The sequence below is a fragment of the Cupriavidus oxalaticus genome, assembly GCF_004768545.1.
Taxonomy (GTDB): domain Bacteria; phylum Pseudomonadota; class Gammaproteobacteria; order Burkholderiales; family Burkholderiaceae; genus Cupriavidus; species Cupriavidus oxalaticus_A.
Genome location: NZ_CP038634.1, coordinates 1980191 through 2001227 on the forward strand (window position 1 = coordinate 1980191; position 21037 = coordinate 2001227).

The 21037-nt window shown below is 67.5% G+C and carries 18 protein-coding genes; 2 read left to right on the plus strand and 16 right to left on the minus strand.

Annotated elements, in window-relative coordinates:
* Window positions 1-112: 112 nt before the first annotated feature.
* The 10 genes from E0W60_RS08835 to E0W60_RS08880 form a co-directional block, all read right to left on the minus strand.
* Window positions 113-1891, minus strand: a complete 1779-nt coding sequence (locus tag E0W60_RS08835) for an efflux transporter outer membrane subunit (protein ID WP_135703683.1) — start codon at window positions 1889-1891, stop codon at window positions 113-115.
* 38 nt (window positions 1892-1929) lie between these two features.
* The gene (locus E0W60_RS08840) at window positions 1930-3891 is read right to left on the minus strand and encodes a glycosyltransferase family 2 protein (RefSeq protein WP_135703684.1); all 1962 of its coding nucleotides are present in this window, start codon (window positions 3889-3891) and stop codon (window positions 1930-1932) included.
* 2 nt (window positions 3892-3893) lie between these two features.
* A complete protein-coding gene (locus E0W60_RS08845) occupies window positions 3894-5255 on the minus strand; it encodes a hypothetical protein (RefSeq protein WP_218959729.1) in 1362 nt (453 codons plus the stop codon).
* Between the two features lie 44 nt (window positions 5256-5299).
* Entirely contained in the window at window positions 5300-6703 is a 1404-nt protein-coding gene (locus E0W60_RS08850) for an HlyD family secretion protein (protein ID WP_135703685.1), read from the minus strand.
* A 530-nt stretch (window positions 6704-7233) separates the two neighbouring features.
* A complete protein-coding gene (locus tag E0W60_RS08855) occupies window positions 7234-8724 on the minus strand; it encodes an MFS transporter (RefSeq protein WP_135703686.1) in 1491 nt (496 codons plus the stop codon).
* Window positions 8725-8761: 37 nt separating this feature from the next.
* A complete protein-coding gene (locus tag E0W60_RS08860; protein ID WP_135703687.1) occupies window positions 8762-10678 on the minus strand; it encodes a TRAP transporter large permease in 1917 nt (638 codons plus the stop codon).
* A complete protein-coding gene (locus E0W60_RS08865; RefSeq protein WP_133095373.1) occupies window positions 10675-11301 on the minus strand; it encodes a TRAP transporter small permease subunit in 627 nt (208 codons plus the stop codon). Before E0W60_RS08865 ends, E0W60_RS08860 begins: the two co-directional genes overlap by 4 nt.
* A gap of 19 nt (window positions 11302-11320) precedes the next feature.
* The gene (locus tag E0W60_RS08870; protein ID WP_133095408.1) at window positions 11321-12364 is read right to left on the minus strand and encodes a TRAP transporter substrate-binding protein; all 1044 of its coding nucleotides are present in this window, start codon (window positions 12362-12364) and stop codon (window positions 11321-11323) included.
* Between the two features lie 385 nt (window positions 12365-12749).
* Window positions 12750-13442: an intradiol ring-cleavage dioxygenase gene (locus tag E0W60_RS08875; RefSeq protein WP_135703688.1), complete on the minus strand. Its 693-nt coding sequence runs from the start codon at window positions 13440-13442 to the stop codon at window positions 12750-12752.
* Between the two features lie 34 nt (window positions 13443-13476).
* Complete coding sequence (locus tag E0W60_RS08880; RefSeq protein WP_133095371.1) at window positions 13477-13686, minus strand: hypothetical protein; 210 nt, start codon at window positions 13684-13686, stop codon at window positions 13477-13479.
* 472 nt (window positions 13687-14158) lie between these two features.
* Here E0W60_RS08880 and E0W60_RS08885 point away from each other — a divergent pair, with 472 nt between their 5' ends.
* Both E0W60_RS08885 and E0W60_RS08890 read left to right on the plus strand, forming a co-directional pair.
* Window positions 14159-14830 carry an ankyrin repeat domain-containing protein gene (locus E0W60_RS08885; protein ID WP_133095370.1) on the plus strand — a complete coding sequence of 224 codons (672 nt, stop codon included), beginning with the start codon at window positions 14159-14161 and terminating at the stop codon, window positions 14828-14830.
* A gap of 111 nt (window positions 14831-14941) precedes the next feature.
* Window positions 14942-15472, plus strand: a complete 531-nt coding sequence (locus E0W60_RS08890) for a MarR family winged helix-turn-helix transcriptional regulator (RefSeq protein ID WP_133095369.1) — start codon at window positions 14942-14944, stop codon at window positions 15470-15472.
* Window positions 15473-15566: 94 nt separating this feature from the next.
* Here E0W60_RS08890 and E0W60_RS08895 read toward each other — a convergent pair whose 3' ends face one another.
* The 6 genes from E0W60_RS08895 to E0W60_RS08920 form a co-directional block, all read right to left on the minus strand.
* Window positions 15567-16082, minus strand: coding sequence for an aromatic-ring-hydroxylating dioxygenase subunit beta (locus E0W60_RS08895; protein WP_195431450.1), 516 nt, complete (start codon window positions 16080-16082; stop codon window positions 15567-15569).
* A gap of 37 nt (window positions 16083-16119) precedes the next feature.
* Window positions 16120-17409, minus strand: coding sequence for an aromatic ring-hydroxylating dioxygenase subunit alpha (locus E0W60_RS08900; protein ID WP_135703690.1), 1290 nt, complete (start codon window positions 17407-17409; stop codon window positions 16120-16122).
* A gap of 12 nt (window positions 17410-17421) precedes the next feature.
* Window positions 17422-18702, minus strand: a complete 1281-nt coding sequence (locus E0W60_RS08905) for an NAD(P)/FAD-dependent oxidoreductase (protein WP_135703691.1) — start codon at window positions 18700-18702, stop codon at window positions 17422-17424.
* Between the two features lie 11 nt (window positions 18703-18713).
* Complete coding sequence (locus E0W60_RS08910) at window positions 18714-19019, minus strand: non-heme iron oxygenase ferredoxin subunit (RefSeq protein ID WP_133095365.1); 306 nt, start codon at window positions 19017-19019, stop codon at window positions 18714-18716.
* A gap of 82 nt (window positions 19020-19101) precedes the next feature.
* Window positions 19102-20148, minus strand: coding sequence for a branched-chain amino acid ABC transporter permease (locus E0W60_RS08915; RefSeq protein WP_240745765.1), 1047 nt, complete (start codon window positions 20146-20148; stop codon window positions 19102-19104).
* Window positions 20145-21029, minus strand: coding sequence for a branched-chain amino acid ABC transporter permease (locus tag E0W60_RS08920; RefSeq protein WP_133095364.1), 885 nt, complete (start codon window positions 21027-21029; stop codon window positions 20145-20147). The genes E0W60_RS08915 and E0W60_RS08920 overlap by 4 nt, the downstream gene beginning before the upstream one ends.
* Window positions 21030-21037: the final 8 nt, after the last annotated feature.

Consider the following 21037-nt stretch of genomic DNA (forward strand, 5'->3'; position numbering starts at 1 on the left):
GGCGCTGTACAGTTGTTCCGGCCCGCCGCCCGCGCTCGATGGCTAAGCACCGCCTTGCGCGCGCAGTCGGGGGCAGCGCCCCGGCAACTCTGCCAATCTGCCGCCGTGCCGTTCAGCGTGGCGCTGCAGGTGCTGGAGCTGGAGCTGGAGCAGGTGCAGGTGCAGGTGCAGGTGCTGGTGCTGGTGCTGGTGCAGGGGCCGGTGCAGGGGCCGGTGCGGCTGCCGGTGCCTGCGCCTGCGCCTGCGCCGCACGTGGCGCTGCAGCTACCGGGACCGGTGCTTGCGCCGGGCGTGGCGCTGCCGCAGCCGGCGCCCGCGGCGCGGCCGATGCCGCCGGTCCGGGTGGCGCAGGGCGGGCGCCATTGCCCCCGTTGTCCGTTACCTCCCGCCAGCCGCCGCCGAGCGCCTTGTACAGCGATACCCGGCTGGTCAGCCCCGCCAGCTTGTACGTGACCAGCGACTGTTGCGCGGCATAGAGCTGGCGCTGCGCATCGAAGACGCCGAAGTAGTCATCGACCCCGTTCTTGAAGCGCATCTCCGACAGCCGCCGCGTCTCGCTGCCTTCGCGCACCAGCGCTTCCTGCGCCTTGACCTGGCGCTCGTAGGTCGCGCGCGCCGCCATGCTGTCGGCCACTTCGCGGAAGGCGGTCTGGATGGTCTTCTCGTAGTTGGCCACGTTGATGTCCTTGCGCACGTTGGCGGCATCCAGCCCGGCACGATTGCGCCCGCCATCAAAGATCGGCACCGTCAGCTGCGGCGCGAACAGCCAGGCCATGCCGCCGGAGAACAGCCCCGCCAGGCTGGTGCTGGCCACGCCCAGCGCGCCAGTCAGCGAGATGCGCGGGAAGAACGCCGCGCGTGCGGCGCCGATATTGGCGTTGGCGGCCTTGAGCTGGTGCTCGGCGTCGAGGATGTCGGGGCGCCGCGTCAGAAGGCTCGATGGCAGCCCCTCCGGGAACTCTTGCATCAGCGTGCGCGGCTCGAGCGGGTCTGCCGCCGCGCCAGCGGCCGGGTTGCCGCCCTCGGCGATCGACTTCGGCAACTGGGTGCCGACCAGCAGTGTCAGCGCGTTCTCGTCCTGCGCCACCTGCCGCGTGTACTGTTCCACGCCGACCTGCGCCGTCTGCACCTGGGTTTGCACGCGATGCTGGTCCAGCTGCGCCATCGCGCCCGCCTGGCGCCCGCGCCGCACCATTTCGGCCGCTTCCTGCTGCGTCTTCAGCGTGTCCTGCGACAGCCGCAGCAGCTCGCGGTCGGCGCGCAGCGTCAGGTAGGCGTTGGCAACCTCCGCCACCAGCGCAATCTGCGCGCTGCGGCGCGCTTCCTCGGTGGCCAGGTATTGCTCCAGCGCCGCATGCTTGAGGCTGCGCACCCGGCCGAAGAAATCGAGTTCGAATGCGGTGAAGCCGATGCCGGCGTTGTAGGTGGTGATCTGCTGCGACTGGCCCGGCGCACGCACCCGCGACGGCAGGCGCTGCGACGCCATGCCGGCATTGGCCTCCACCGTCGGGAACTGCGCCGCGCGTTCGATCTGGTAGAGCGCGCGGGCTTCGTCGATGGAAAGCGTGGCTATGCGCAGGTCGCGGTTGTTCGCCAGCGCGAGTTCGATCAGCTGGCGCAACTGCGGGTCGAGGAAGACATCGCGCCAGCCGAGATCGGCGGCGGAAGGCCCGGGCGGCTGTACCGCCTGAGCACGCTGGCCAGGCTGGCCGGCGGCGGCCTGCGGCGTGCGGTAGGCGGCGCCATCCGGAAACGCCGAAGGGATCGGCGCGTCGGGCCGCTGGTATTGCGGCTCCAGCGTGCAGGCTGCGAGCGCCAGTGACAGCGCCAACACCGAGGCGCGGGGCAGCAAGCGTTGTGCAGGGGAGGAGTGGCGGCTCAGGCTTCGCATGAAGGGTTTCCGGAGAGTCAGGGAAAGGCAGTCTTTGTTTAGCCCAGCAGCGCGCGCCGCATGAAGCGCGAGATCGCCAGCCGCGGCTGGCCCTGGCGGGCAATGTTGTGCGCGGGATCGCTGAACAGCAGGCGGATCAGGCTGTGACGCGCCGCCATGTCGGCATGCAGCGCGATGCCAAGCAACTGGTTATCGCGCCGTACCACGCGACATGGAATCCAGCCGGTCTGCGCCAGCCACAGCGCGCCTTCGGCGCCAGGGTGGAAGGCGGCGGCCAGCGGCGTCGTCACGGCCACGCCGTTGCAGGACAGGTCGTGCGTGGTGACGCGGTATTCGCGCCCGTCCACGCGCAGCAAGGCCGCGGCGCGATGCGGGAAACGCTCTTCCTTGCGCGGCCGCGGCAGCTCCACGCAGACCAGGAACGAAGCCAGGTAGAGCATCAGCGCCACGCCCGTCCATATCGTATTGAAGGCCAGCCCCTGCGCATCGGCATCGACCACCAGCGCGCGCCCCAGTCCCAGCGCCGATAACGCCAGCAGGCTCGCGTACAGCGCCGCGAACTTGCCGTGGATCACCAGCTTCGAACGGTCCAGTCCCTTGTTGGTGACCTTGAACGGCCGCCCGAACGGCTTGAACATCGCGCTGACCAGCGACACTGTCACCGCCAGCGACGCGACGATCTGCGTGACTTCGGTAAAGATCGGCAGCGCGCGCTGGCCGGTGATCCAGATGCTGTAGGCCCAGTACGCCACCAGCGCGGGCAGGCCGTAGGCGAGGAATTGCAGCGGCTCGCCGTACAGCGTGGAGACGCCGAAATACCAGTACAGCAGCGGCCCCGCCAGCAGCATCAGCGTGAACGGCCGCGACATCCAGTGCAGCAGCCCGTGCACGTAGTGCAGCCGCTGCACCGCGGTGTAGCCGGGACCGCGCAGCGGCCCGTCGGAGGTCAGCGCCACCTGCACCGTGCCCAGCCCCCAGCGGCTGCGCTGGCTGATGTACTCGGGCAGCCCTTCGGCGGACAGTCCCACGCTGAGCCGCTCGTTGAGCCAGCGCGTGATATAGCCGTGCCGCAGCAGCCGGTAGGTGAGGTGGATGTCTTCGGTCACGGTGCCGGTCGGGAAGCCGCCGATGTGTTCGATCAGGTCGCGCCTCACCACGAACGAGGTGCCGATGCAGAACGCGGTGCCCCACGCGTCCTTGGCCGGCTGCATCACGTCGAAGAACGCGCGCTGCTCGTCGACCCAGCACTCGGTGGCGCGCAGGTTGTACTGGATCGGGTCAGCGTTGTAGTAGAACTGGGGGGTCTGCACCACGCCCACGCGCGGGTTGTCGAACAGGCCCACGGTGCGCAGCAGGATGTTGCGGTGGGGCGCGAAGTCGGCGTCGAGCACCAGGATGTACGGCGCGCCGCCGGCTTCGGCGCTGTGGCGCAGGCCGTTGTTGAGATTGCCGGCCTTGGCGTGCGCATTGTCCGGGCGGGTCACGTAGTAGGCGCCGACGCGGCCGCAGAATTCACGCAGCCAGTCGCGGCGCGTGTCGTCGAGCACCCAGACGCGAAAATCGGGATAGTCGATCGCCAGCGCCGAAACGATGGTCTTCTCCAGGATGTCCAGTCCTTCGTTGTAGGTGGCGATGAAGATGTCCACGCGCGGCACGTGTGCGGCGCGGCGCAGCGCGGATTCGCCGGCGTCGGCCGCGGGCGAGTGGTTGCTGTTGCGGCTGAGCACCACGATCGACAGCAGCGTGTAGGCCAGCGTCATGCACTCGAAGGCGAAGAACACATGCGCCCATGCGCTGGCGAAGGTCGGCTGCCATGGGGGCAGCGTCTCGCGCACGCGCCAGGTCACGTAGACCATCAGCAGCAGGAAGGTGATGCCGCCGAACAGCATGCGGTCAGCCGGCCGCTCCTGGCGGCACAGCAGCGTCAGCAGCACCATCGCCAGCAGCACGCCGCCGTTGATGGCCAGCAGCGACTGGTTCTCGAGAAAGAGGGTGAACATCGTCAGTCCTTGCCGGGGGCGTTGGTGTTGGTGGCGTTGGTGGTGCCGGTATTGGCCGCGGCGATGGCAGGCGGCGGGCACGACGGGTCCAGGCAGCCGCCGGGGCGGAACGGATTCCAGCGCGCTGCCGCGAGCACGGCCCACGCGGTGGCGCCAAGATGCGGCAGGTGGAAGTAGTGGAAGTCTTCGGTGGTCGACGTGGGCCCGATCGACAGCCCCGTGCTGATGCGCGCATCGGGCGTGGCGTAGAGCATGCCCGAGGGAGCGCGCTGCGACAGCAGCAGCGGCCACAACGGCTGCGCCTGTTGCGCGCGGCCAGCGGCCTGCAGCACCAGCGCGGCCTGGCCGGTGCCTTCGGTCCAGATGCCGTCCGGGCTGGCCTTGAAGCCGTAACCCGCGCCGGCGCGATGGCGTGCATCGACCCAGCCCAGCGCGCGGTACCAGTCCCGCGGCGTATCGGGCAGGGCGATCAGCGGCCACAGCACGGCATCGAGTGCGGACGGGCCGGCATTGAGGCCGCGGCCGTCGTCCTTGGTGCCGATCACGAAGCGGCCCTCGCGCGGCTGCCACATGGCATTGACAAAGCCGCGCGACAGCGCCGCGCCGTCGCGCCAGCGCGGGTCGTTGCGCAGGCTGGCGAGCCAGCTGAAGGCGGCATAGGTATCGACGTTGTGCTCGGTCGATTTCCAGCCCTGGCGGATCTGCCTGGGCTCGTGGCCGAAGAAACCGCCGGTATAGGCCGCGGGCGCACCGGTATCGGGCACGCTCGCGTGGACCCAGCCCATCAGCGCAGCGGCGCCGTCCAGGTAGCGTGCGTCGCGCGTGGCTTCGTGCACGGCGAGCAGCAGCAGGGCGGCCCAGGCGACGTTGCCGGTGGCGGTGCCGGCCTGGTAGGCGTCCTCGAACCAGCGCTTGCTGGGCTCGTCCCACCAGCCGGGCAACGGTGCCGGCCCTGCGGGCAGCGGGCCGGCGCGATAGGCGTTGCGCAGCCGTGCGTCGCGATAGTGGCGGTCCTGCCGGCTCGCCTGCAGCACGGCGTCGGCGATGCGGCGCGCTTCGGCGGGACGCTTGCACGCCACCAGCGCGATGCCGGCCAGCGCGTTGTCGTAGACGAAGGCGGCGTTGCGCAGCGCCGGCACCAGCGGCTCGCCGCCCGGTGCGGGCTCATAGCTGGCGAGGAAGACCGGGCCGTTGCCGGCTTCACGGCCGACACGCTCGGCCAGTACCTTGCAGCCTTCGGCCAGCAGGGTTTGCTGCGACGCCTGCGCATGCGCGGCGGCCGGGGCGAGTGCGAGCGCTGCCGGCAGCAACAGTGCAGCGGCTAGCCGGCGCATGCGCGGTGGAGGCAACGGTGGTCGGATCATGCTCGTCTCCGTGGTGTCCGTTCAGGCCCGTTCAGGTCGGTGGCTCAAGTCAGCGATGCCCGCAGCTGCCCCAGCCAGCTTTGATCAAGCGTCACGCGTGCCCAGCGGCCCATGCCGCAGTGGCCCGAGGTCGCCGGTGCGGTACCGCCCGCGCTGGCCGTGGTCGCCGATGCGGCCGCATTCGGCTTGTCCGGCAGCTTGCCCAGCGGCCGGTCGAGCTTGGCGATGACGTAGATCTCGTTCTTCTCGATCGGCGGGAACGGCACGAAGTAGCGCGCCTGGTCGCCGTCGGGCGCGCGCGGCAGGACCTCCGCCACCGATGCCGGCAGCGCCGCCGGCAGTCCGTCGACATGCACGTTCAGGCGCGCCCCCGGCAACAGGTTGTCGCTGAGGCTGCGCGGGAATACCGCCACCACGCGCGTCTGCGCGCAGTTGCTGGCGCGTGCCAGCGTGGCGCCCGCTGCCACGCGCATGCCGGGTTGCGCGATCAGGTCTTCGATGGTGCCGGCCTCGGTCGAGCGGATCTCAAGGTTGGACAGCCGGTCGATGCGCTGCTGCTCGGTGGCGAGCAGCTCGTCGACTGACTTGCCGTACGCCTCGAGTTGCTCCAGTTCGGCGGTCAGCTGCGCGGATTCGGCGCTCAGCGCCTGGCGCCGCTGCGACAGAGAAGCGCTGGGGCCGTCCGCCGACGAGGCATAGACCTTGTTGCGCGACGCTTCGCTTTCGCCGACGGCGCTGTCCAGTTCGGCTTTCACCGCGGCCTTGGCGTTGGTAAGCATCGACAACTGGTAGCGCGATGCATTGGTGTAGGCCTCGCTCACCGCGCCTGCCCACTGCATGTTCTGGTTGCGGTTGACGACCTCCTGCTGCTGGTCCTCCTGCGCGGTGGCCGACGCCAGCCGCGCCTGCAGCGCACGCACGCGCGTCGCATGCTCGCGCTGCGCGGCGCTGTTGTAGCGCTGCAGGTCCTGCTCGGTGGCGCCCATCAGCCGGCGGTTCGATTCCAGCCGCGCCCGCGCGGAATCGTAGCGCTGCTGCGTATCGAGCTTCTTGCCGGTCAGCTCGACCAGCAGCGAGCGGTCGATGTTCGGGTTCTGCACCACCATCAGCGGCTGGTTGGCGGTGAAGCTCTGGCCCGCTGCCACCTTCTGCTGCATGACGATGCCTTCGACCGGCGAGGTCACCAGGCTGACGGGACTATTGATCACGGCACGCTCCGACGAACGCGTAAACACATTCGGAAACATAATCGTCAGCACCGCCCACACAATGAACAGCACCACGCCATAGCCGGCCATGCGCGGCACGATATGCCACAGCGGTATGGCGACCGGCTGCTGGCGCTGGACCACCCCGTCACCGTGCGGCTGGCGCTGCGATGCGGGGGCCAGCGTGTTACGCGGCGGGTGTGTGGAAGGCGGAGGTGGGTTGTTGCGCTGGTCGGCCATGGTCGTTGTTCTCCGGCAAGCAAGTCAAAAGCGTCCCTTCCGGCTGCACGCAACGCATGCCGGACGAGCAAATTCGCAGGCAAGCGCGTGGCGTCGCGCAAGAGCTGTCGCGCGATGCCCGGGCCTGCTAGTCCCCAATTCAGCTTGTTGTCTGCAGCACGCGCGCTGAGGCAGTCAGCCGCTGCGGCGCACTTTGCATCGGACCTCGGTCCGGTCCGTGGATTTGCCCGGTCTGTTTCGGGCAGCGTTGAACAATGGCCGATCGCTGCTGCGAGCAGCAAGGCGATGGCCACGAGGTGGCAGCCTGTTGACGCTAAGATTCATGCACTCAGGCCGCCGCGCGTGAGTTAAGGCTAGTCAGTTGCCCCTTGGCTTGCTGTAAGAATGTGTAAGGGGAGGTCCTAGTCCTGCTTAATACGGCCTTCATAATGGCAGTTGCGACAGCAAGACGCGACGGGCGCGCGCAGGGGCCGGGAACGTTGTCTGGCGCGGGCTGCAGACTTTCGGACAGGCGCTGACTAAGCACTGGCTTACCGTTGCGGGTGATCATCCGCAGCAAGCGGCGGCGCGACTTGTTCCAGCGGACGCCGTTCGGCATCGATGCCATAACGCAACGCCAACAGGCCAGCGATGGTGACGAGTGCCGCACCGAGGCCATAGCCCGCTGCCACCGCCTCGCGGCTGCCGCTCTCGATCAACGCACCCAGCAACAATGGCGCGATAAAGCCACCGGTGCCCGTGCCGAGGGCGTAGAACACCGAGATCGCGAGGGCACGCATTTCCAGCGGGAACACTTCGCTGGCGGTGAGATAGGCGGAACTCGCTGCCGCCGAAGCCAGGAAGAACACGGCCGACCAGCACAACGCCTGCGCGCGCGCATCGAGCCAGCCTTCGACAAAGGCCCAGCCGGTCAGCGCCAGCCCGATGCCGGCAAGCACATAGGTCGCGGCAATCATGCGCCGGCGTCCGATATGGTCGAACAGGGGGCCCAGCAGGAAGGGCCCGGCGGCATTGCCCAGCGCGAACGGGAAGATGTAGAGCGCCACACTCGCTTCCGGCACGTGGTAGAAGCGCGTCAGCACCAGCGCATAGGTAAAGAAGATGGCGTTGTAGAAGAACGCCTGCGCCACCATCAGCGCCAGCGTGATCGTGCTGCGCTGGCGATAGCGCCGCAGCAGCAGGCGCAAGACCTCGCCCACGCCGGGGGCAGCGCGCGGGCGCATCGCGACCGCGGCGCAATCGGAAGCAACCGGCGGCAGCGGCCCATGGCTCGCGCGCACCTCGGCTTCGATCGTGGCGACCACGCGCTCGGCTTCCTCCAGACGTCCGTGCGTGGCCAGCCAGCGCGGACTCTCGGGCACGTGCCGGCGCACCAGCACGATCGCCACTGCCAGCAGCGCGCCCAGCGCAAAGCAAGCGCGCCAGCCCCATACCGGCCCAAGCACGCGCGCATCGAGCAGCAGCAGGCTCAGGCCCGCGCCCAATGCCGCGCCGAGCCAGAAGCTGCCGTTGATCGCCAGGTTGACGCGCCCGCGCACGCGCGCGGGGATCAGTTCGTCGATGGCGGAATTGATTGCCGCGTATTCGCCGCCTATGCCCAGCCCGGTCAGGAAGCGGCAAGCGGCAAAGAAGGCAAAGCCCGGCGCGAACGCGGTGGCCAGCGTCGCAAGCATATAGACCGCCAGCGTGGCCAGGAACAGCCGCTTGCGCCCGAGCCGGTCGGCCATGCGGCCGAAGACCAGCGCGCCGATGACCGCGCCGAGGATGTAGAGCGAGCCGGTCCAGCCGACCTGCGTCGCGCTTAGCCCCAGCGTGTCCGGACGCTCCAGCACGGCGCCGACCGAACCCACCAGCGTGACTTCGAGCCCGTCGAGCACCCAGGCAATGCCCAGCGCCATGGTGACGCGCCAGTGCCAGCGCGACCAAGGCAGGCGGTCCAGCCGCCCGGGGATGTCGGTGCGGAATGCGGTATCGAGCGGAAGGGTGGCGAGCGCGCTATCGGCTGGCGTTGCGTTCGGCATTGCCAACCAGTATAGGCGCCGCGGCGCCCCCCCGGCTTCAGCGGTACAGCACCGTGGGCAGCCAGAGGCCGATGCCGGGGAAGACGTACAGCATTGCCAGCGCGATCAGCTGGATGCCCATGAATGGCAGCATGCCGAGGAAGATCTGGTTCAGCGTCACGTGCGGCGGCGCCACGCCCTTCAGGTAGAACGCGGCCATTGCCACCGGCGGCGACAGGAACGCGGTCTGCAGGTTCAGCGCCACCAGCAGGCCGAAGAACAGCGGATCGATGCCGAAGTTATCCAGCAGCGGGATGAAGATCGGCATGAAGATGATGATGATCTCGGTCCATTCCAGCGGCCACCCGAGCAGGAAGATGATGATCTGGGCCAGGATCATGAACTGCACCGGCGACAGGTTCAGCGACAGCACCCATTGCTCGACCAGCGCCTGCCCCCCCAGCAGCGCGAACGCCGCCGAGAAGATCGACGAGCCCACGAACAGCCAGCACACCATGGCGCTGGTCTTGGCCGTCAGAAGTACCGATTCCTTGACCACGCGGAAATTGAGCTGGCGATAGGCGGCTGCCAGCAACGCGCCGCCCAGCGATCCCACCGCGGCCGCTTCTGTCGGCGTGGCCAGCCCGAAAACGATCGAGCCCAGCACCGCCAGGATCAGCAGCGCCAGCGGGAAGAACGACGACAGCAGCATCTTGAAGATCTCCAGCCGGGCAAAGCTGAAGCGCCAGTAGAAATAGACCATCAGCACCACGACCACACCTAGCGTGACCCAGAACCAGCGCGGCGCGGGTGATGCCGCGGCCGCTGCGGGCGCCGGCTGTACATCCTGCGGCGCGGAAGCCGCGGCGGCGGTCGTATCCGCCGCCGGTGCCGGCACGGTCCCCGGTGGGATCGGAGTTTCCTCCGGCGGCGCCTGCAGCTCATCGAGCGGCGCGCTGCTTTCCTCGGCACCGCCCAGCGCCAGCGGCGCTTCGGCGGCGACGCTGGCGGCGGGCGCGGTGATGGCCTCGTACAACGTGCCCATGATCACTGCCACGGCCAGCGCGGGCAGCAAGACGATGCCCAATTGGCGCGCGAACGCCGCGGTGGATACGTCTGCATTGCGCGGGCCCTTGAGTGCGCGCAGCATGCCGGCGCCGAAGGCGGGCAGTGCGCGCACCGCGCCGCCAGCCTGCAGCGTGCCGGCCAGTGCCGGCAGCGGCACCGCACGTTCGTCTTCGGGCAGCGGCGGCGCCATTTGCGGCCTGAGCTTGGCGATGAGCAGGATGTACAGGATGTAGAGGCCGGTCAGCATCAGCCCCGGGAAGAACGCGCCGGCATAGAGCTGCACCACCGAGACGCCCGCCGTGGCGCCATACACGATCAGCAGCACCGACGGCGGGATCAGGATGCCCAGGCATCCGCCGGCAGTGACCGCGCCGGCCGACAGCGCCGTGCTGTAGCCGGCGCGCAGCATCGCGGGAAATGCCAGCAGGCCCATCAGCGTGACCACCGCGCCGACAATGCCGGTGGCGGTCGCGAAGATCGCGCACGTCACCAGCGTGGCCACCGCCAGCGAGCCGGGAATCCAGGCCAGCGCCAGGTGCAGGCTGCGGAAGAGCTTCTCGATCAGGTTGGAGCGCTCGACCAGGTAGCCCATGAAGACAAAGAGCGGGATCGAGATCAGCACGTCATTGGTCATGACGGCATAGGCCCGCTGCACCATCAGGTCCAGCGTCTGCTGCACCGCGATCTCGGGGTTGGCGTGGCGATAGGCCAGCCATGAGAACAGCACGCCCATGCCCATCAGCGTGAACGCGGTGGGAAAGCCCAGCATGATCGCCACCACGATCAGCGCCAGCATCAGCAGGCCGAGATGCCCGTTGGTCCAGTCGCCGGGCGCGGGCATGAACCAGATCACGGCGCCGACAATCAGCGCCATCAGCGTCACGCCGAACCAGAGTTCCTTTCTCATCGCGCGGCGTCCTCGCGGTGGGGTGGCGGGGGCGTGTCAACCAGCTCGGCGGTCGGCGTGCCTTGCACCATTTCCTTAAGCTTGTCGACGTCCACTTCCTCGACATCGCCTTCGCGCGGCGGCCATTGCCCGCGCCGCAGGCACAGGATGCAGCGGATAGTCTCGGCCACTCCCTGCAACAGCAACAGCGCGCCGGCAATCGGGATGACTGCCTTGAACGGGTAGATCGGCGGGCCGTCGGCGGCGATCGATGAGTGTTCGTTCTGCGCCAGCGAGACCTCGAAGAAGTCGATGCCGGCCCAGGCCAGCGCGATCACACCGGGAAAGAAGAAGGCCAGGTACAGCACCAGGTCGATCGCCGCCTGCATGCGCGGCGACAGGAAGCCATACAGGATATCGCCGCGCACGTGCCCGCGCTTGGCCAGCGTGTAGGCGCCGGCCAGCATGAACAGTGTGCCGTACATCATGTTGCTGGCATCGAACACCCACGCGTGCGGAGCGCCGAGCGCGTAGCGCGAGAACACCTCGTAGCTGATCATCAGCGTAAGCGCGATGATCAGCCACGAGCCGGCCTGGCCGACGAAGGTGCTGACCCGGTCGATGCCGAACAGCAGGCGTTGCACGATGGTGCCCCGGCGCCGCTCAGCTGCGCTTGGAAAAGTAGTGGCTTGTCGCCAGCCGGAAGTCGACGTTGGTGTCGTTCTGCCAGCGGGTGGCGCGTTGCGCGAAGGCCTTCATCGAGTCGTTGACCTTCTTGAACATCGGGTTTTCCTTTTCCTTGCGCGCCACGATCTCGTCCCAGACCTTGAGCTGTGCCTGCAGCACCGAGTTGGGCGTGGCGTAGAACTTCACGCCTTGCGCCTGCAGCGCCTGGTAGTCCTTGGAATAGCGGTCGATCGCCTTCATCGACATATCCGCCGAGGCCGCTTCCACCGCGTTGGCGATCAGCGCCTTCATCTTGGCGGGCAGCGCGTCATAGCGCTTCCTGTTGAACAGGATTTCGAACTGCTCCGAGGCCTGGTGGAAGCTGCGCAGCATGCAGACCTTGGACACGTCCTGGAAGCCCAGCGCGCGGTCGGAGCTGGCATTGTTGAATTCGGCGGCGTCGAGCAGGCCGCGGTCCATGGCCGGCACGATCTCGGCGCCGGGCAGCGCGTTCACGGCGGCGCCCAGCCCGGTGAAGATATCGATCGACAGACCGACCGTGCGGAACTTCAGTCCCTTGAAATCCTCCGGCTTGGTGATTGGCTTCTTGAACCAGCCCAGCGGCTGCGTCGGCATCGGCCCGTACAGGAACGAGACCACGTCGAGGTTCAGGCTGCGGTAGATCTCTTCCTGCAGCTGCTTGCCGCCGCCGTACTTGTGCCAGGCCAGCAGCATGTTCGGATCCATGCCCCAGGCGGGGCCGGAGCCCCACAGCGCCAGGGCGGAGTTCTTGCCGTACCAGTACGCGATCACGCCGTGGCCGCCGTCGAGGGTGCCCTTGCTGACGGCATCGATCAGGTCGAACGCCTTGACCACCGCGCCGGCGGGCAGCAGTTCGATCTTCAGGTCGCCGCCCGACATATTGTTCACCTTGGCGACGAAATCGCCGGCAAACTCGTGGAAGATGTCCTTGGTCGGCCATGTGCTCTGCCAGCGCATGGTGATCGGGCCCTGTGCCTTGACGACCGCGGGGAATCCCATTGCCGCAGCGCCGGCAGCTGCCCCGGCGGCGCCGCCGAGAAAGCCGCGCCGCGAGACGCCACCCCCGCCGCCAGTCTCCGCAGCAGCCTGCTTCGCCTGCGTTTTCCTCGTCCTGGATGCCATGATTGCCTCCATGTGTGGGTGGATGACCGCGAGCGCCGGCCATGGGCCGAGGCAGCTCGCCACTGTCTTGAACACCGGAAAAGTCGGGAAAATCGGGAAAGCGCTGGACCAGGAGGCTGCGCTCGCGCTGCGCAGGGTGGCCCTTGATTCCCTTCATGGTAGGAAATGGACAGAGAACCACAATGTAGGGATTACCCGGGCGGTGAGGGCTGGCTCACTTTGGCGTTGCAGCGCGGACGCCGATGCGGCATTGCCGCAAGATTCAGGCGCGCACAATCCCTATCGTGAACTCCCCCTCGAGCGCGCCGCCGGCTTCCCCGGGCTGGTTCACGCGCACAGTGCTGGGTCTGCTGCCGGCAATCGGATCCCCTGTGGTTGGGCGCGTCGGCACGCCATGCGCGCGGTAGGCAGGGTGGCTGCCTAGCACCTGGCGGCTGAGCGCATCGTCGAAATACAGCTGGCTGGTCAGGACTTCCGCGTGCGCCAGCAGCACCTTGAAGTGGATATGGATGGCGCGCGACGGATACCAGCCGGGATAGATCGTGGTGAACGTCGCCACGCCGTCGGCGCCGGTGGGCTGCACGCCGCGCAGGTAGCGGGTTTGGCGATTGGTGGCGCTCTCGCCGCTGTAGCTGCCACTGGCGTCGCAGTGCCACACGCTGACCAGCGCGCCCTGGACGGGCGCGCAGCCGCGCCGTGCCTCGACCACGCGCAGCCGCAGCCGCAGCGGCTGGCCGGGGCGGCCGTCGCGGATGTCGGCGCGCAGCAGCGCGTCGTCAAGGTAAAAGGGTCCTTCGGTTGCCTCGGGGGTGAGCAGGCACGCTGCCGGCGCCTGCGCTCCTGCGGTGCCGGCGCCGACGAGCGCGAGCAGGCCCGCAAGTTCTTGCAGGAAGCGGCGGCGCGCGGTGTCGGAATGGGCTGTCCCGACAATACCGGCGGCAGGGCGCACGTCCATGTGGGTCAGCCGGTTGGGTGATGGGCGGGACGCCTCAGCGTCCCATGGCTTTCAGCATCGAATAGCCGTGGCTGGTGATGCGCGGTTCCTGCCGGCAACCGTGCAGGACTTCCAGCTGGACCAATTGTTTTTCGACCAGGGCCTTCAGGTCGGTGGGATCTATCTGGCGGGAATCGCTCGAATCGAGGGAGTCGGGGCCGTCACTCAATAGCAATAGCGTGGCAAATTCATGCGGGCTCAGCACGTTCATCTCCTTGGCTAGAGGGGGCGTTTGCTGGGAGTCTGCAGGGCGCACGCGGCGCCCGCGCGAAGAAGCGCGCCGTGGAGACCCTGGCATGTGCGGCCGTGCGTGCTGCGTTGCGGCACGAATGCTGCAGCGCGGTGCCCGGTGGCATGTCCGGTCTCAAGCGGCTAGCTTGTTTGACGGCACCGGTGGCGCACGGTTCCTTGCCAGTACTTGCCGTTACAAGTTGCCTCGCGGGCACCGGTGTCGGAGCCATTATCGGCCAGCGACGATGACAGTGTGATGGCCATGCCGGTGGCGTGGGCTTGGCCAGTGACACACGCGGCCAGCCATTCGCTTTGGCACTGGATCCCATTCAGAACCTTAACTTCCGGCGCGCGGTGCCGGCGTGACAGAATGCGCGGCCAGGCCGCTCCTGCTGCGCGACCATGGCCGCTATCGTCTCCTTCTCATTTCGCACGGAGTTCCTTGCATGCTGGCCGCGCGCCTGCTCCTCTGCCTTGCCTTTGTCATTGCCATGCTGACCCACGTTTCCTCCGCGGCCGGCGCTTTGCCGGCCACCGAACTCCATGCCGCCGCTGCCAGCGGCGACGCCGCACGCGTGCGCGCGCTGCTTGCCAGCGGCGCTACCATCGACGCCCGCGACGCGCAGGGACGTACCGCGCTGCTGGTCGCCACGCATCACAACCAGGTGCAGGCGGCAAAGGCGTTGATCGAGGCCGGCGCCGACGTCAATGCCAAGGATGCGATCCAGGACAGCCCCTACCTCTACGCCGGCGCGCGCGGCCACAACGAGATCCTGCGCATGGCGCTGGCCCACGGCGCAGACCTGCGCAGCACCAACCGCTACGGCGGCACCGCGCTGATTCCCGCCGCCGAGCGCGGGCATGTCGAGACCGTGCGCATGCTGATCGCGGCGGGCGTGGACGTCGACCATGTCAACCGGCTGAAATGGACGGCGCTGCTCGAGGCCATCATCCTCGGCAACGGCGGCGCCGCGCATACCGAGATCGTACGCCTGCTGGTGCAGGCGCGCGCCAATGTGAATCTCGCCGACGGCGAGGGCGTCACCCCGCTGCAGCATGCGCGCCAGCGCGGCCATGCGCAGATCGAGCGCATTCTCAGCGCCGCTGGCGCGCGCTGAGGCGCCGGCGCTTCGGGCCATCCACGCGACGCGCTGTTGGCCCGTTCAGGGCGAGTCGTCTCCACCGTGCCTCATATATACTGTCAGTGTGCATACAAAATGGTGAAGGCGATGTCTCCGAGAGCAAAGCGCAGCGCAACGAGTGAAAACGGCAGTACGGCAACTGCGGTGCCGGAAGCGGATCCCGCCAAGGAGTTGCTCTGGGCACGTCCCGGGTTTCTTGTGCGGCGGCTTCATCAGATCCACGTGGCGATGTTCTTCGAGGAGTGCAAGGCGCCCAATATCACGCCGGTGCAGTACGCCATCCTGACCGTGTTGTCGGTGCTGCCGGGACTGGACCAGACTTCGCTTGGACAGGAAGTGGGACTGGACCGGACCACGACGATGGACGTGGTACGCCGGCTGGAAGACCGCGGCCTGGTCGAGCGCCGCGAGAACCCCGCGGACCGGCGCACGCGCCATGTCCACCTGACGCGCGAAGGCAAGAGCGTGGTCACGTCGCTGCGCGCCGACATGGCGCGCGCGCAGGAACGCATGCTGGCTCCATTGAAGCCGGCGCAGCGGGAGGTGTTCATGGAATTGCTGGCGACGCTGGTGGAAGCCAACAACCAGTACAGCCGCACGGTGCTGCGGAGCATGTAATGAAGTAAGCAACAACGGCGGGCGTCGGTTTGCTCCCCTCTCCCGCTTGCGGCAGAGGGGAGACCATCATCGCCGGTTTGACCTGTCAGCTGCCTCAGACCGGATAGACCAGGTCGTTCGCAATGATGGTGGTGTCGTACACCACCTGGCGCTCGCGCAGCAGCAGCCTGCCGCCCTGGCGGCGGAAGCGGTCGTGATAGGTGCCAGCGAGATGGATCGTGGTGGGCCCCTCCACCAGCGTCTGCAACAGCATGAAGTTGGCCTGCGCCACGATGTCGCCGTCGGCGGTTTCATCGCTGACCCGCGTATTGGTCACCAGGTGCAGGTTGTAGCGCGGCGCGAACATCTGCGTACTGGCGATCGCCGCGGCGCGGTCGCGCATCATGCCGATGCCTTCGGCATAGACCAGCCCGACGGGCAGGTTGCGTTCGGCGTTCTCGCGCGCGGTGATGCGGTAAAGCGCATCGTCGGTGAAGAAGCCCGGCCAGCGCTCGACCACGCCGGCGTCCAGTGCCGCGCAATAGTCCGCGTGGAAGGCATCGATCTCCAGCCGCAGTTCGATCGCGCGCGCGGTGCCGAGGGTGCTCTCGCGATAGAGGGAGTAGTTCATTGGTTTCATATGCTTTTGGATTCCCGTCAGGCCGCCCTCAGAACCCCATCACGCCGCGGTAGTACTGGTACATCGCGCGGATCGCGGATTCGGAGATCAGGGAACTGGACGTGCCGACCTGCTGCGCGTCAAGCTTGAGCACGTTGAGGTCGCTGCTGGAGCGGCGCACGCCTTCCTGCACGAACTTCATCGCCTCGTTGTCCTCCAGACCGAGGAAGCCGGCGGGGCCCATCAGGTTGCCCTGGCGCAGCCGGTGCTGCGTCATTTCGTCGGTATCGTCCTCGTAGCCGAACATGGTCCACAGCATCAGCATGCTGTCGGGGCCATTGGGAACGATCTGGCGCACGCCCAGCGTGTTCATCTCGCGCTGCACGATCAGGTTCGGCCAGATCGTCTGCATCGTTACCGACCACGGCGAGTCGAACTCGCGCACGTACTCCAGGAAGCGCTCGTCCTCCAGGCGCATGCCTTCGTGGTACGAGCGCATCTCCTTCTTGTTCTCGTCGCTGACGGCCGCGTACTTGTCCTCCTTCTTGGCCGATGCCATGGTGCCGTGGCGGCCGTGCACGGGGTCGGCGATCATTGCCGACTCGTTGCCCGCCACCAGCAGGCCGAACACCACCAGGAAGGAGTGCAGCAGCGTGGCGTGGTAAGGGTCCTTCAGGTTCTCGTGGTACATCTTCCAGTTGCACGGCAGTTCGTTCTTGTAGTAGCCGAGCACCTTGAGCGGCTTGCCGTTGAAGACCACGTCGAAATCCTTCAGGATTTCCGGCGTCATGTAGTCTTCCAGGCTTTCCATGTCAGCTGCGTAGGAGGCGAAGATCACGCCGTTGCGCGTCGCCACGTGCAGCTTTACCAGCCCGTGGTCTTCGTTGCGGAAATCCCGGGGCATGCCGCCGGCGCGGTTGACGCCGCGCTTGAACGGAACGCCCTGCAGGTTGCCCTTGAGATCGTAGGACCACTGGTGGTAAGGGCAGACGAATTCCTTGGCATTGCCCTGGCTGTGGCGGCAGAACTCCGCGCCGCGGTGCGCGCACCGGTTCTCGAAGACATGGATCGAGCCGTCCTCGGCGCGCGACACGACCACCGGCGTCGCGCCGACATACGAGCGCTTGAAGTCGCCGGCGTTCGGGATCTCGGCTTCTAGCGCGACATAGTTCCATGAGCGGCCGCGGAAGATCTTCTGCAGCTCCAGGTCATGGACGGCCTGGCTGGTGTAGACCCAGTCCGGGATGTAGTGCAGTCCGTCCTCGGGCCATCGGCATTCATCCAGTCCCGGGTTCTTCTTGCCCAGCGTGTGCTGGATCACCGCTTGTGTCTGGTACATGTGGGAGTCCTCTCAGAGTGTGATGGAGCTGTCTGCTTCCGCCTGCCGTTCGCGGACGACCTGCCGCAGCGGCAATGTGTCGTCGCACAGGCGTGCCAGATGCGCCGAGACGTCGTGTCCGACCAGTGCGCGCAGCTGGCGCAGGTCGCCGCCGGCATTCACGGCAATGGCATGGCGCAGGCGGCCGTGGCGGGTGCCGAGCAGCATGAACTTCGGGGCGGCGGCATCGTGGGCCGCGATACCGCGCCAGGCATAGCGGATATCCGGATGCGCGGCGCCGAGCATCTGCACGTTGCATCCGAACTGGTCGGTCCAGAACCACGGTAGCGCCGCGGGCTCCGCCGCCACGCCCAGCATCGCCGCCGCCGCGATGCGCGCCTGTTCATTGGCGCTTTGCCAGGACTCGAGCCGCATCTCGGCGCCGAACAGCGGCTGGTACTGGCTGCAGCAGTCGCCAGCGGCATAGATTGACGGCGCGCTGGTGCGGCACTGTTCGTCGACCTGGATGCCGCCATTCTGCGGATGCAGCGCCAGGCCAGCGCCGGCGGCGAGCGCCACTTCCGGTATCAGGCCAATCGCGACCACCACCAGCGGAGCGGGCAGCGCGGAGCCGTCGTCGAACCGCATTTGCACGCCATCGCCCTGGACATCGCAGTGAGCGATGCCGCAACCAAGACGCAGGGTCACGGCTTGCGCCCGCACCCGATCCGCCAGCCATGCGCCAAGCTCCGGCGGCAGCGCGCGACCCAGCAGGCGGTCCGCGCTCTCGACCAGCGTGACCTTCAGGCCCATGCCTGCAGCGGTCGAAGCGGTCTCCAGGCCAAGGAAACCGCCGCCGATCACCACCAACTCGCCAACGCGCTGCATGGCGTCGCGCAGGCGCGCCGCGTCGTCCAGCGAGCGCAGGTAATGCACATGGGGCGTGCCGGGCGGCAGCGCGGGCAGCGCGCGGGCATTGCCGCCGGTGGCGAGCAGGCAGGCGCCATAGCCGATGGCGCTGCCGTCGGCAAGGTGCGCGACTTGCCGCGCGGCATCGAGCGCGGTGACGCAGGTGCCGAGCCGCAGCTCGATGCCCTGGTCGGCATAGAAGCTGGCGGGGTGCACGCCGATCTTGCCGTCCTGTCCGGCGTCGGCGAGCACGGACTTGGACAGCGGCGGGCGCTCGTACGGCGCGTGCCGTTCGCCGCCTGCCATGACGATGCGGCCGCCATAGCCAAGGCCGCGCAGCGCGGCGGCGGCCATGGCCCCGGCCTGGCCGGCGCCGACGATCAGGATGGGCGTGTGCTGTGTCATGACCGGCTCCCTTACAGCTCGACCCACACCCGGCTGTCTTCGATCTTGACCGGGTAGGTGCGGATATCGCCGGTGGCGGGCGCGCACATCGCCTTGCCGGTGCGGATGTCGAAGCGGGCCTGGTGCAGCGGGCATTCGATGCAGCCGTCTTCCAGGTAGCCGTCCGACAGCAGCGCGTACTGGTGCGTGCAGACGTTGTCGGTGACAAAGTACGCGTCATCGCTGCGATAGACGGCAAGCTGGCGATCGCCCAGCGTCAGCGGCATCACCTCGTCGTTCTGCAGCGTGTCGGCCGCATCGATGTGAATCCATGCCATGGTCATCTCCGTGAATCTAATTTGTCAGTATGCTGAATATATGAGATCAGTGTACTGATGTTTTGGGCGCGAAATATCCTCGTTAACCCTGGCTGGTGCGTGCCGTCCCTGGCGTAGCCGCGGCATTGTGCTGCAGCGTCGGACGTGCCTGCGACCGCGCCAGGATCTCGCCCATGATGCCGCGGCGGAATGTCAGCACACAGACCACAAAGATCAGCCCTGTCACCATGCTCACCGACTCGCCCAACGTATCGAACCAGCCGATCCCGGTCATCGCCGCCAGCGCGTTGCCCGCATCCCCCAGCTTGTTCTCCAGCGCGACGATGACCAGCGCGCCGACCAGCGGGCCGGACAGGGTGCCCATGCCGCCGACCAGGGTCATCAGGATCACGGAGCCCGACATCATCCAGTGGACATCGGTCAGCGTGGCGAAGCCCAGCACCAGCGTCTTGAGCGCCCCCGCCAGCCCCGCCAGCGCCGAGGACAGCACGAACGCCAGCAGCTTGAACCGGTCCGCGTCATAGCCCAGCGAGACCGCGCGCGGCTCGTTCTCCTTGATCGCCCGCAGGATCTGCCCGAAGGGCGAGTTGACGATGCGCATGATCCCGAGGAAGGCAGCCACGGTGATCGCCAGCACGACGTAGTACATGGTGTGGTCGGACGCCAGCGGCAACACGCCGAACAGCTCGCCGCGCGGCACCGCCTGCATGCCGTCTTCGCCGCCGGTGACCGGTGCCTGCAGGCAGAAGAAGTAGAACATCTGCGCCAGCGCCAGCGTGATCATGGCGAAGTAGATGCCCTGGCGGCGGATCGCCAGCGCGCCGAACACGAGCCCCAGCAGGGCGCCGAAGGCGGTGCCGCCCAGCAGCGCCAGTTCCGGCGTGAGCTGCAGCGACTTCATCGCGTAGCCGCAGGCGTAGGCCGCGCCGCCGAAGAAGGCGGCATGGCCGAACGACACCAGCCCGGTATAGCCCAGCAGCAGGTTGAAGGCGCAGGCGAACAGCGCGAAGCACAGCAGCTTCATCACCAGCACCGGGTAGGCGCCCAGCCAGGGCGCGAGCAGCAGTGCTGCCAGCACCAGTCCGTACGCGAGCAGCGGCCGCGTTGCGTAAGTGGGGCTTGCCATCATTTCTCCTTTCCAAACAAACCGGCCGGCCGCACCAGCAGCACGCAGACCATGGCGACGAAGACAACGGTCGCGGAAGCTTCGGGGTAGTAGACCTTGGTAATGCCTTCGAACACACCCAGCCCCAGGCCGGTAAAGATCGAGCCGAGGATCGAGCCCATGCCGCCGATCACCACCACCGCGAACACCGTGATGATCAGGTTCTGCCCCATCAGCGGCGACACCTGCATCACCGGGGCGGCGAGCACGCCGGCGAGCGCCGCCAGGCCCACGCCGAAGGCATAGGTCAGCGTCACCAGCAGCGGCACGTTGACGCCAAAGGCCTCGACCATGCGCGGATTCTCGGTGCCGGCGCGCAGGTACGCGCCCAGCCGGGTCTTCTCGATCATGTACCAGGTGGCAAAGCACACTGCCAGCGAAGCCACCACGACCCAGGCACGGTAGTTGGGCAGCACCATGAAACCGAGCTGGCTGACACCGGTCAGCGCTTGCGGCGTAGGGTAGGGCAGGCCGGAAACTCCGTAGACCGAGCGCAGCAAGCCTTCGATCAGCAGGCAGATGCCTAGCGTCAGCAGCAGCCCATACAGGTGGTCGAAGCGGTACAGGTGGCGCAGCATGGTGCGCTCCAGAACCACGCCGAGCGCGCCGGCCACCAGCGGCGCCAGCAGCAGCATCACCCAGTAGTTGATGCCGAGGTAGTTCAGTCCCATCCAGGCCAGCACAGCGCCGAGCATGAACAACGCGCCATGCGCGAAGTTGATGACGTTGAGCAGGCCGAAGATCACTGCCAGCCCCAGGCTCAGGATCGCGTAGAACGATCCGTTGACCAGCCCCAGCAGCAGCTGGCTCAGCAGCGCGGGCAGGGGCACTCCAAACAATTCCATGACAAGGT

Coding starts and splice junctions, on each gene's coding strand:
- E0W60_RS08835 (WP_135703683.1), bottom strand. CDS start 1,891: ATGCGAAGCCTGAGCCGCCACTCCTCCCCTGCACAACGCTTGCTGCCC.
- E0W60_RS08840 (WP_135703684.1), bottom strand. CDS start 3,891: ATGTTCACCCTCTTTCTCGAGAACCAGTCGCTGCTGGCCATCAACGGC.
- E0W60_RS08845 (WP_218959729.1), bottom strand. CDS start 5,255: ATGATCCGACCACCGTTGCCTCCACCGCGCATGCGCCGGCTAGCCGCT.
- E0W60_RS08850 (WP_135703685.1), bottom strand. CDS start 6,703: ATGGCCGACCAGCGCAACAACCCACCTCCGCCTTCCACACACCCGCCG.
- E0W60_RS08855 (WP_135703686.1), bottom strand. CDS start 8,724: ATGCCGAACGCAACGCCAGCCGATAGCGCGCTCGCCACCCTTCCGCTC.
- E0W60_RS08860 (WP_135703687.1), bottom strand. CDS start 10,678: ATGAGAAAGGAACTCTGGTTCGGCGTGACGCTGATGGCGCTGATTGTC.
- E0W60_RS08870 (WP_133095408.1), bottom strand. CDS start 12,364: ATGGGATTCCCCGCGGTCGTCAAGGCACAGGGCCCGATCACCATGCGC.
- E0W60_RS08875 (WP_135703688.1), bottom strand. CDS start 13,442: ATGGACGTGCGCCCTGCCGCCGGTATTGTCGGGACAGCCCATTCCGAC.
- E0W60_RS08885 (WP_133095370.1), top strand. CDS start 14,159: ATGCTGGCCGCGCGCCTGCTCCTCTGCCTTGCCTTTGTCATTGCCATG.
- E0W60_RS08890 (WP_133095369.1), top strand. CDS start 14,942: ATGTCTCCGAGAGCAAAGCGCAGCGCAACGAGTGAAAACGGCAGTACG.
- E0W60_RS08895 (WP_195431450.1), bottom strand. CDS start 16,082: ATGAACTACTCCCTCTATCGCGAGAGCACCCTCGGCACCGCGCGCGCG.
- E0W60_RS08900 (WP_135703690.1), bottom strand. CDS start 17,409: ATGTACCAGACACAAGCGGTGATCCAGCACACGCTGGGCAAGAAGAAC.
- E0W60_RS08905 (WP_135703691.1), bottom strand. CDS start 18,702: ATGACACAGCACACGCCCATCCTGATCGTCGGCGCCGGCCAGGCCGGG.
- E0W60_RS08910 (WP_133095365.1), bottom strand. CDS start 19,019: ATGGCATGGATTCACATCGATGCGGCCGACACGCTGCAGAACGACGAG.
- E0W60_RS08915 (WP_240745765.1), bottom strand. CDS start 20,148: ATGATGGCAAGCCCCACTTACGCAACGCGGCCGCTGCTCGCGTACGGA.
- E0W60_RS08920 (WP_133095364.1), bottom strand. CDS start 21,029: ATGGAATTGTTTGGAGTGCCCCTGCCCGCGCTGCTGAGCCAGCTGCTG.